Here is an 11,003-nt window from a genome sequence, read left to right as displayed (position 1 = left end):
TCGAAGGCTCCCCTGCTTTTTTAAAATAAAAGCTAGACATTAAATAAAGGAATGAGGGAGTCTGATGGAAGAAACGGTCATGTCACAAGGCCAGGCTCTGACGGAGCCCGGTCATCGTACCCGGCAGGAGCACAAGCGAAAGCCGCTGTGGAGGAAGTATTTATGGGGGTATTTATTCCTCGTTCCGGCTATTGCGATCTTTATCGTGTTTTTATGGGTGCCGATATTTAAAGGGATCTTTTACAGCTTTTTTCATATCGATTTTGTCAAAGGAAACACCTTCGTCGGGTTGGATAATTACGCCAACGTTCTGAGTAATCCCGACCTGCTGCTTTCCGTTCGTAATACACTCTATTTCATGCTGTTAACGTTTGTGATCGGCTTCTGGGTGCCGATAGCGGCTTCCATTGCCATCTCGGAGCTGAAGCTGTTCCAGGGCTTCGCCCGGATCGCGGCTTATCTTCCGTTTGTTGTACCCGGTGTCGTGCTCTACGGCATGTGGAGATGGATGTATGATCCGGTAGGTCCGATCAATGCCTTGTTTGGCTTCTTCGGGGCAGAGCCGGTATCGTTTATATCGGATAGCCGCTTCTCGATGGTGGCACTGGTCGTGATGGAAACGTGGCAGCAATTCGGCTCGGCAATGCTGATCTATCTGGCGGGGGTGCTCAGCATACCTAAAGATTGGTATGAAGCCGCCGAAATCGACGGTGCGGGCGTATGGGCCCGGATCAAATATATTACGCTTCCCTCGATGCGCAATCTGATTATACTCATGCTGATTCTGCAGCTGATCGGTACTTCACAGGCGTATCAATCGCAGCTCGCGATGCTGGACGGTGGTCCGAACAAGGCTACGCTCACCTATGCTCTCCTCACCGTAAAATATGCGTTTAACCAGCTGGATTACGGGGCGGGAACCGCAATGGGCGTCTTGATGTTCCTCGTGCTGAGCATACTTGGCATCCTGCAATTCAAGATGAACAGGGAGGAGTACTAGGATGAAAGAGAGAGGCATATTATCGACTTCGGATTTGAGAAAACCCTTGAATCAAGTGGTTTACGGCTTTATGGTGCTGTGTATTGCGGCAATGGCTTTTACGATGCTGTATCCGATCGGCATGACGATGTTCAACGGCCTGAAGAGCAACCAGGAGATCAACACGTTTCCTCCGCGATTTTTCCCTTCGGAGTGGCATTGGGATAACTTCCCGAAGGGGTGGGATTACATTGATCTGCCGATGTTTCTCAAGAATACGCTGTTTATTTTTGGCGGTAATTTGCTGGTGACCATTCTGGTATTGGGCCTTGCGGCATTCAGCATTTCGCGCATTAAAGTTCCGTATCACCGGGCGATTTATTTCTTCATTCTCATGACCTTGTTTATACCGGCATCGAGTTATATGATTCCGAATTTCGTCAATTTGAAGGAGCTGGGGCTGCTGAATTCCTACTGGGCGTTCTGGCTGCCGGCAGGGGCGAACGCTTACTTCTTCCTGTTGATCAAAAACTTCTTCGATGGGATTCATCCCGAGATATTTGAGGCGGCGCGCATCGACGGCGCTTCGGAGATCAGCAGCTTTCTGCGTATCGCGATTCCGCTGTCGGTCCCGATTTTTGCAACGCTTGCGATTTTTATTTTCTCGACTGCGTGGAATGATTGGTTCTGGCCGTCCCTTGTGATGCAGACACAGGACAAATACACACTGGCAACAGCCATCTACAAGTATGTGATCAATGCACGGAACCTGGACAGCAGCATTAAATTCACAATCCTGTTCATGGTGATGGTGCCGCCTATCTTTGTGTTTCTGCTGTTCCAGAAGTTTATCATGCGCAGCGTCAGCCTCTCGGCCGTCAAAGGGTAGAAATAGCGTTTGCATGATCGTAGGCCTGCACATGATCGTCATATGAATGCACATCGTTCTTTCAGCGTTCCGCTTTTATGATGGAGATAGGAAAGAACATATTATTTCAATAAGGAAAAGGGGAGTATCCATGCGCAAGTTCTCAGCACTACTGATTTGCCTTATGCTGTTCAGCTCCTTGCTTGCAGCGTGCGGCGGCGGCAAAGCAGCTCCGGAGGTCACCAGTAAAGAGGGAGGGACCACCAATACAGGGGGGACAACCACGACACAGAATGAAGAGCCGAAAGAGGATGTCGCGGATAAAAAAGTAACGATCAAGATTCACTATCCGCTGCCGGACGATACCACACTGCGTCAGCAGGAGGATGATAAAATCGCGCGTTTCCAGGCGAAGTATCCAAACGTGACGATTGTGAAGGATGACTGGCAGTACAGCGTCAATGAAATTGGGGTAAAGATGGCTTCGAACGAAGCACCGACATTTTATAACACCTGGGCTACAGAGGCGCAGCTGCTCGTGGAGCGGGGCTGGGTAGCCGACATTACGGAGTTCTGGAACAACTGGGAGTACAAGGACGACATGAACCCTGTGCTGCAGGAGCAATTTATCGTAGACGGCAAGGTGTACGGCGTTACGCAGAACGGATACATCACGTCAACCATCGTGAACAAGAAACTGCTGGACGCGAAGGGAGTAGCATTGCCGCCGATGGATTGGACGTGGGACGATATGTACAACACGGCGAAGGGTGCCGCTGATCCGAAGGCAGGTATATCCGGTATTGCGCCAATGGGCAAAGGCAATGAGGCAGGCTGGAACTGGACCAACTTCCTGTTCGAAGCCGGCGGGGATATCGAAGTGAACGAGGACGGCAAAGTGAAGGCCGTGTTTAATTCGGAAGCCGGCGTGAAGGCACTGGATTTCTACAAGAAACTGAGATGGGAAGGAAATGCCATTCCCCAGGACTGGGCTCTCGGTTGGGGCGATGCTGTCAGTTCGTTCCAGCAAGGACGTACGGCTATGGTCATTGCAGGTGCATTTGACGTGATCCAGCCTGCGCTGAATGAAGGCGGCATGAAGCCTGAGGATGTGATCGCTTATCCAATGCCAGCTATGGAGAAGGGCGGAGCACACCACGGGATTCTGGGCGGCAACTACCTGGTTATCAACCCGAACGCCACGAAGGATGAGCAGGAAATGGCATTCCGTTACATTACGTTTGATTATTTTACGGATGATGCTCTGAAATCAGTGGAGGATACAATCAATGCCCGCAAAGCCGAGGGCAAATACTTTGTTCCGACACCGCTTGAATATTTCAGCGATGATTCGGAGTACGCAGCCAAGGTAAAAGCGATTTACGATAAATACGACAACGTGTACAAATATGATCCACAGCTCTTCAGCCTGCTGGAAGGCAAGCCGGAAGCGCAGTTTGGCACGCAGGACTATTATGCCGCGATGTCCAATGTCGTACAGGAATCGTTCTCGAAGGAAGGCACGGACTCCAAGAAGCAGCTGGACGATACGGCCAAGTTAGTACAGGAGAACTTCTTCGACAAAATCGAGCAGAAATAGGAGAGAGACCGGCGATGGTCGGCCTATCTTTAAAGATAAATACGAACAACCCGCTCAAGGAATTCCTTGAGCGGGTTGTTCGGTTTCCAGGGGGCAAACATCGGTAGCATTTCCGTGTGGCAGGGTCACAACAGCCTGCGACAGTTTCCGCTGCTTCAATCAGAATCAGTAGATTTCGCGTGCATCCGCCGGCAGCTGCCGGACATGCCGCAGGAAGGCGCTCACGCGCTGATCCTGCCCCATGTCATAGTCAAAGCCAAGCTGCTTAGCGACATCCAGCGCGGTTCTGCGGAACAGCGCTCCCATCGTAAACAGCGCCTCCCACACCTCTTCGTAGGTTCCGCGAGGGTAGGTGGACATCAGCTCATTCCAGCTGTCCGCAGACAGGTGCTTGTTCAAGTACTTGCCGTTCTTGCCTACGCTGAGCGAGAAATCGGTCTGGGTGCCTACCTGCCACTCCAGCATTTTCAACAGCATCGGCCGCATGATGTTGTGAAGATGGTCCTGGGCATACAGGATTTCTGCCCGCCACAAGCCCTTGGCGACATACGTGGATACCCACCAGAACTCGTTGCAGCAATCCTCGAAAAAGGCTGCTGACGGACGCTGTACCCAGAAATCCTCGTCGGAAGGAGCAGGGATCTTGGGAAAGATTTGATCTTTATCCATTAAGATCTGGATCAGTTTGTCTTCCTTGCAGTATTTCTCCTTCTCCTCGATGGGAATCAGGGTCATGTCAATCCGGTTGCCGTCGGTAAATAACATCAGGTACGAGAACCAGCCTCCCAGATCAGGGGGAAACATAGCCATGTCTTCCGGCGTCTGCAGAATTATCCGTTCCCCGAAGACATCGATCCAATTCGGATCTTGAATGAAGCTGTCCATGTCCGTTACATGAAAGCTGATATCATAATCCTGAAATATATCCTTGGGCACATTCGGATTCGTTCTGGATCCTTCCAGGGTCACGGCCCGAACCCGTTCGTCACGGGCTGCATAGCCCAGTACCAAATCCATCATCTCTTGTTCGCTTCTCATGTTATCCATGCCTCCGTATTCATATTTTTAGAGCAGCTTTATTCGAATCGGACAGGCAGGAGGTCCACGAATTCGGACCGTAGAAGCACCGCATGGATAGGAGGCCTGTTATAACTTGTTTAGGTGTTTTTTCATGGGCGTACCTCCTTGCGTCTTTTTGGATATATAGGATTAATTCTTCATGGCCTTAAATGATTCCTCCGCAGCAACCAGCGTGGCCTCGATGTCCGTATCCGTATGGGCCGTTGTCATAAACCAGGCCTCGTATTTGGAAGGAGCCAGGTTCACGCCGCGGTCCAGCATGTGGCGGAAGAAGGCAGCGAACGCTTCGCCGTCGGTGTCTTGCGCTTCATCATAGTTCGTAACCGGATGATCGCAGAAGTGGGTGGAGAAGGAGCCGCGGATCCGGTTGATGGTCAGCGGAATGCCGTAGCGGTCCGCGGAAGCCTGCAAGCCTTCCGTCAGCTTGATTGTCAATCGTTCCATTTCCTCGTAAACCCCATCACCCTGCAGAACCTCCAGACAGGCGATTCCGGCTGCGATGGAAGCGGGGTTGCCCGCCATGGTTCCAGCCTGATAAGCAGGGCCCAGCGGAGCGACCTGCTCCATCACGTGCTTGCGGCCGCCATACGCGCCGATCGGCAGCCCGCCGCCGATGATTTTGCCAAGTGCTGTAAGGTCGGGCTGTATAGCCTCGTGGTTAGCCAGGCCCGCGTAGGTTTGGCTGGAGCCGTAGTGGAAGCGGAAGGCGCTGATGACCTCGTCATAGATGACAAGGGAACCATTATCGTGAGTCATCTGGCATAACCCCTCCAGGAATCCCGGCTTCGGCATGACCATGCCGAAGTTGCCGACAATCGGTTCCACCATGACGGCAGCAATATCATCGCCCCATCGGTCCAGGGCAGCGCGCAGGCCTTCCAGATCATTGAACGGAACCGTAATCACTTCCGAAGCGATGCTGGTCGGAATTCCGGCACTGTCCGGAATTCCGAGCGTGGACGGACCTGAACCTGCGGCTACAAGGACAAGATCCGAATGGCCGTGGTAGCAGCCCGCAAACTTGATGATTTTGTTGCGCTTGGTATATGCTCGGGCTACACGAATCGTGGTCATGACAGCCTCGGTGCCGGAGTTGACAAAACGCACCTTGTCCATGGAGGGGATGGCTTCCTTCAGCATTTTAGCCAAGGTAATCTCAAGCTCGGTCGGTGTACCGTATAAAGTGCCATTTTGGGCAGCGGCTGTAATGGCGGCTGTAATATGCGGATGGGCATGTCCCGTTATGATCGGGCCGTAAGCCGCCAGATAATCAATATAGCGGTTGCCGTCCACGTCCCAGAAGTGGGCTCCGTTTGCGCGCTTCATGAAGACAGGGGCACCGCCTCCAACGGCTTTGAACGAACGGGAGGGACTGTTCACGCCTCCAACGATATGCTGGAGTGCTTCTTGATACAGGGTTTCTGAATGGTTTCTGGATGTAGACATTAGACTAAAACTTCCTTTCTTCATGAATCAGGACAGGCTGCTGAATGAAGTAGCGACCTGTCCTGATGCGGTATAGGGTGTTAATTGCGGTCTGTTGTTGTGGATGGAGTAGCGATGCTGTCGGAAGAACTGCTGGCAGGATCACTTTCCGTGCTCTCGCTGCCCTCGGTCTCTGGATCAGGCACCGGCGGATTCATGATATCCTGGATATACTGCTTCAGCGTATCCGGATTGCCAACGGTTAAGACGGCTGCGCCTCCAATGGTTTCTTCTTTCAGAAGTTTCATCGGAGGAACCTGCTCACTGCCGCTCATTTTGCTCTTATAGGCGACATTGGCGAGTTTCCACATATCCTCGACATCGAGGTTGGTATCAATATACGGACTGACGGATTTCAGAATCTCCGGCAGCTTCATGATTGATGTGGTGGTCTGCATTTTCTTGGCTACGGCCTTCAGGAGTTCGCGCTGACGCTCGGTTCGAGTGAAGTCGCCCATCGCATCATAGCGGAAGCGGACGTATTGCAGCGCCGTATTACCATCAAGATGCTGCATGCCTTCTTTAAGTTCAATGTCGTATTCATTTTTATCTGCTTTACTGGAATAATTCATGTCCTTCTCAACATAGAAATCAACGCCGCCGACGGAATCAACCAACTTCATAAAACCTTGAAAATCCGTATAGACATAGTATTGAACCGGGATACCAAGCAAATCGCCTACGGCCTTCATCGCCGTATTCGGACCGTGCGTAATTGCCGTATTGATCCGGTTTCGATCATATCCAGGTATTTCTACGTAAGTATCGCGCAAAATAGAGAATAAGTGCATTTTCTTGGCTACGGGATCAATTGAGGCAACAAGCATACTGTCGGAGCGAGGGATTTCACCTTCCTCAAATCCGCGGGCATCGACACCCATGAGTAAAATGTTAACGGTCTCCGTTCCTTCCCACTCTGGCGGGGCAGGGGCTTTGGCATCCACTTTTTCAAGTTCCCGGAAAGGGGAGGATTCGCCTGATTTTTGAAGACTGTGCAAGCCGTCGTAGAATGAAACTGCATAATAAATGCCGTAGCCAATGACAGCTGCGAGCACGATGCTTACACTCCATATAATCGTCTTCTTTGTTTTTTTGGTCATTGTGTTCTTCCTTTCGGATTACGCTGATGAATAAATTCGATAGAACATTTGAATATTCGACATTCATTCTATTATAATTTTTTTCGAAAAGACAATCAATTTTACGGGCCATAAGGTCCGTACAGCAGGAGTTGAAGCCTTATCGTAGATCAAACGCAATTGACAATCGGAAGCCAGGTGCCGGACTTTTCACTTCCGGCTTCGAATGGGGAGAAGGTATCTTTAAGCGATTTTCGTGGACGCAAAGTCGTGCTGTTCTTTTATCCGAAAGATATGACGCCGACCTGTACCGAGGAGGCTTGCAGCTTCCGTGACCATTATGGTGCCTTGAAAGAGGCGGGCGCGGTCGTGATCGGAATCAGCCCGGATCCACTGAAATCTCATGCCAAATTTATGGATAAGCATAGCCTGCCCTATTTGCTTCTGTCTGATGAGGAGCATAAGGTAAGCGAGATGTTTGGCGTCTGGCAGATGAAGAAGATGTTCGGCCGTGAGTATATGGGCATTATACGCTCCACCTTTTTGATTGATGAGAACGGGAAGATGACAGGGGAGTGGCGGAAGGTTAAAGTAAAAGGTCATGTCGAAGCGGTTCTCACAGCCGTGCTGTCATAAGCTATATGAAGAACGGTCCCTCAGCATGCCTGGACAGGCATAATAAGGGACCGTTCTTTTGAGAAAATAGGACCGGAGGAATAGACCGGGTGGGAGGGATCAATGCTTCAAGAACGTACCCATCCGGTATTCGCGGAACGCTTCATTCACTTCTTCTTCCGTATTCATGACAAAGGGGCCGCGTGCGGCCACGGGTTCCTTCAAGGGTTCGCCTGCATACAGCACGAAGCGGAGGGGCTCCACAGCCGTTGCCTGGATTTCACTTGGCATTCCATCAATTCCGGCACCCAGCCACAGCACCTGATTCTGGGAGGCAGTCACACCTTGGCTTCCGAAGGTTCCGCTGCCCTCAAGGATATAGATGAAGCCGTTGTAGCTGCCGGGCAGGTCCTGCGCTATGGAAGCGCCAGGCTCAAGGATGGCCTCAACCATCGTAACCGGAACATGGTTTTTAGTGCCGGATACCACATGGCCGGATGAACCGGAAAAGACCCGTGCGATCGCACCCTTCTCTTGTCTGACCGGCATCTCCGCCCCCTTCAGGTTTTGATAGCGAGGGGAGGTCATTTTCCGGTCACGGGGCAAATTGACCCAGAGCTGCAGGACATGAGCCGTTACGCCCTCGGAAGGGACTTCGTTGTGGATGACGCCGCTGCCGGCAGTCATCCACTGCACATCACCGGGCCCAAGCACCCCGCGTTGTTCGGAGACGCTGTCATAATGCTCGAGGGTTCCGTCGATTACAAAAGTAACGGTTTCAATTCCCCGATGGGGATGATCGTCGAATGAACCGGCTTGGAATTTGTCTTCCATCATGCCGAGAAACGGGTCGGATTGGGTCCAGTTACCGAATTCAATAACGGGTCCAGCGGCATGGATGGGGCTGTTGCGCCGGAGAACGACGTCTCTGACCTCTGCAATATCGCGTTTGAATACCGTTGAGTTGTTGTCCATAGCTTCTATCATCCCTTCTCATCTCGAAATAGGCCAAGAATCAATCCAAATCTGTATAACGAAGCTTCTTATAATAATGGAATTAAGATAACGCTAGCGAAGAACTCAAATTCAGTTTACTAGTAATCTGAATTAAAATCAAGTTCGCAAGAAAATATCAGATTCTAGTCTTTTTTCAAATATCGCCCCATATAATCTATCAGGAAACCGAACTCATAGAAACGATGGAGGTAGAGTTGATAATGAAAAACATGGTGCGGGTAACATCAATTGCAGTATTTTTCGGCGTATTGGCTGTTCTGATCATGATCGGTACGGGATTGGACTTCCAGCGGCCGATGGAGATATATGTAGAACAGGCTCCTCTGGCGACAGTACCCCTGGCAGTGCCTCAGCAGGCTGCACAGATGAAGGGGAAAGAGGTAAGCAAGCCCATCGTCATTACGGCAGACAAGGACAAACCCGCTGTGAACGCCGCACCTGTTTCATATAAAAAACCAACGGATAAAACGGTTTATCTCACTTTTGATGACGGGCCATCGGATTTAACGCTTGAGGTGCTTGATATATTGAAGCGAGAAGGAATTAAAGGCACATTTTTTGTACTGGGCAAGGAAGCCGAGACCCGTCCGGAGATTATCAATCGCATCTATGAAGAAGGCCATACCATCGGGAATCATACATATGATCATCGTTACGACCAGCTCTACGGGCGTTTTCAGGATTTCTGGGGGCAGATTAAGAAGACGGAGGAAGTCATCCGCTTGATTACGGGGGAGCGGCCGCAGTTGGTGCGAGCACCAGGGGGCACGGCAGGTCATTTTGACGAAGCCTATTTTCAATTGATGAAGCAGGGTGGCTATCATGTATTCGATTGGAATGTTGACAGTGGCGATTCCAAGTATAAAGGGGTCCCGGTTAAGGACATCGTAAAAGGGGCAACCACAAAAGTTAAGGGCAATGAGGCGATTGTGCTTCTTCATGATGGTAAAGGGCATGGCGAAAGCGTGAAGGCTCTGCCGGACATTATTTCTTATTATAAAAAGCAGGGGTACGCCTTTGAAGTGCTTTCGACAAAAACGCAGCCTGTTCAATTTACCGCACAGAAGGCGGCCCGAAAGGCTTCGCAGCCTTCGAAGCAGTGGATCACACAGGAAGTTGTTGCCAATGCCGCACTCTTTGAATCTGGAAGGACGCTCGCCGTGGAATTCGGCGGACTTGAAACCGCGTTTGCGGCAGGTGAATACAAGTTGGTGGACGGCCGGCTGATGGTTCCGCTGCGCTCCCTGGTGGAGCGGCTTGGCGGAAGCGTGTCCTGGAAGTCTCATAACAAAACCGTGCAGGTGAAGCTTGGAGGGAATCGCTGGGATGCGGACCCGGTAGGGGGCTTGCTGTTATCCCATCAAACAGGTGGCAAACCTGTGTCATCGGATGTGCATCTGATCGGCGGCACGGCTTGGATTCCGATTCGGGACGCGCTTGACTTTTCCGGCCACCCTGTTACAAGAGTGACATATGAAGAAAGCGAATATCGCGTTCTAACTTTGTAGTCGAAATTTGTATTTTATGTTTGTAATTATGCTGCACAAGTTATAGACTAGTACTTAGAGATATTTATCACAATCCCTAAGAATGTTTCAGAATAAAGGAGGGGGAAGCTTCCCCCTGCTTTATTTTTGGCGATAGATGAGTCACCCATAAGTTCGCACTTTTGTAAGTGATGCATAATAGATACCGGTTATCCCAAAATTAAACCTAGCCGGTTCGATCGTCGCCAAGTTCATCTTGGGAATTTACTTAAAGAAAAGGAGGCAATTCTTTATGACAGAAACATCTTCTCCACAACCGTCCGAAACTCCGGAAAATGTTGTAGGAAACCAAGAAGCTGCGGCGTCCAGCCGTCCTGATGTGCTGCTCGAACAACTGCTCAAGCCCGAGGTTCAGGAATCCCTTACAACTCTCGTGGACAATCTTCCTAAACTTACGGAAATGCTGTCCGTCATGACTAAAGCGTATGATTTCGGTAAATCCGTAGCTACGGATCCCGTGCTTGCGGAAGACACCATGGCTTCCCTCAGCGGATTCGCGAAGCCGGTAACGACAGCAGCAAAAAGCGTTGCATCTGCAGCTATCGAAGCCGGGGACCGTGTCCACGCTCAAGGCGACCAGGCTCAGATCGGTGTATTTGGTCTGATGAAAATGCTGAAAGATCCTCAGGTTCAAAAGGGTCTTCGCTATGCTCAGGCTTTTTTGGACGTTCTTAACGAGCGCGACCAACAAAACAAGCGTTAATCCATAAATCATACGAAGAACGGAGGATGG

10 protein-coding genes are annotated in these 11,003 nt (G+C 50.7%); 6 read left to right on the top strand and 4 right to left on the bottom strand.

Annotated features, from left to right (window positions below):
• Window positions 1–64 precede the first annotated feature (64 nt).
• The 3 genes from B9D94_RS24450 to B9D94_RS24440 all read left to right on the top strand — a co-directional run bounded on the left by B9D94_RS24450 (window position 65) and on the right by B9D94_RS24440 (window position 3,447).
• Window positions 65–1,000 (top strand): carbohydrate ABC transporter permease, encoded by a 936-nt coding sequence (locus B9D94_RS24450; protein ID WP_036638783.1) that lies wholly within the window; start codon window positions 65–67, stop codon window positions 998–1,000.
• A 1-nt stretch (window position 1,001) separates the two neighbouring features.
• Window positions 1,002–1,868 (top strand): carbohydrate ABC transporter permease, encoded by an 867-nt coding sequence (locus tag B9D94_RS24445; protein ID WP_076150627.1) that lies wholly within the window; start codon window positions 1,002–1,004, stop codon window positions 1,866–1,868.
• A gap of 130 nt (window positions 1,869–1,998) precedes the next feature.
• Window positions 1,999–3,447, top strand: a complete 1,449-nt coding sequence (locus B9D94_RS24440) for an ABC transporter substrate-binding protein (RefSeq protein WP_006208227.1) — start codon at window positions 1,999–2,001, stop codon at window positions 3,445–3,447.
• 165 nt (window positions 3,448–3,612) lie between these two features.
• On the opposite strand, the gene B9D94_RS24435 is transcribed toward B9D94_RS24440, so the two are convergent.
• The 3 genes from B9D94_RS24435 to B9D94_RS24425 all read right to left on the bottom strand — a co-directional run bounded on the left by B9D94_RS24435 (window position 3,613) and on the right by B9D94_RS24425 (window position 7,112).
• A complete protein-coding gene (locus tag B9D94_RS24435; RefSeq protein ID WP_148248183.1) occupies window positions 3,613–4,485 on the bottom strand; it encodes an aminoglycoside 6-adenylyltransferase in 873 nt (290 codons plus the stop codon).
• Window positions 4,486–4,656: 171 nt separating this feature from the next.
• A complete protein-coding gene (locus B9D94_RS24430) occupies window positions 4,657–5,973 on the bottom strand; it encodes a glutamate-1-semialdehyde 2,1-aminomutase (RefSeq protein ID WP_148248182.1) in 1,317 nt (438 codons plus the stop codon).
• An 80-nt stretch (window positions 5,974–6,053) separates the two neighbouring features.
• The gene (locus B9D94_RS24425) at window positions 6,054–7,112 is read right to left on the bottom strand and encodes an LCP family protein (protein ID WP_148248181.1); all 1,059 of its coding nucleotides are present in this window, start codon (window positions 7,110–7,112) and stop codon (window positions 6,054–6,056) included.
• Between the two features lie 159 nt (window positions 7,113–7,271).
• Here B9D94_RS24425 and bcp point away from each other — a divergent pair, with 159 nt between their 5' ends.
• Window positions 7,272–7,727, top strand: coding sequence for a thioredoxin-dependent thiol peroxidase (bcp, locus tag B9D94_RS24420; RefSeq protein WP_006208231.1), 456 nt, complete (start codon window positions 7,272–7,274; stop codon window positions 7,725–7,727).
• 99 nt (window positions 7,728–7,826) lie between these two features.
• Here the strand turns inward: bcp and B9D94_RS24415 are convergent, their stop codons facing one another.
• A complete protein-coding gene (locus B9D94_RS24415; protein WP_036638797.1) occupies window positions 7,827–8,681 on the bottom strand; it encodes a pirin family protein in 855 nt (284 codons plus the stop codon).
• A 242-nt stretch (window positions 8,682–8,923) separates the two neighbouring features.
• Between B9D94_RS24415 and B9D94_RS24410 the strand changes: the two genes are divergently transcribed.
• Together B9D94_RS24410 and B9D94_RS24405 are read left to right on the top strand one after the other, a co-directional pair.
• Window positions 8,924–10,231 (top strand): polysaccharide deacetylase family protein, encoded by a 1,308-nt coding sequence (locus B9D94_RS24410; RefSeq protein ID WP_148248180.1) that lies wholly within the window; start codon window positions 8,924–8,926, stop codon window positions 10,229–10,231.
• 271 nt (window positions 10,232–10,502) lie between these two features.
• A complete protein-coding gene (locus B9D94_RS24405) occupies window positions 10,503–10,973 on the top strand; it encodes a DUF1641 domain-containing protein (RefSeq protein ID WP_006208234.1) in 471 nt (156 codons plus the stop codon).
• Window positions 10,974–11,003 lie beyond the last annotated feature (30 nt).

It is taken from the genome of Paenibacillus sp. Cedars, from assembly GCF_003184205.1.
GTDB lineage: Bacteria > Bacillota > Bacilli > Paenibacillales > Paenibacillaceae > Paenibacillus_AQ > Paenibacillus_AQ glucanolyticus.
This window is presented reverse-complemented; position numbering and strand designations above follow the sequence as displayed.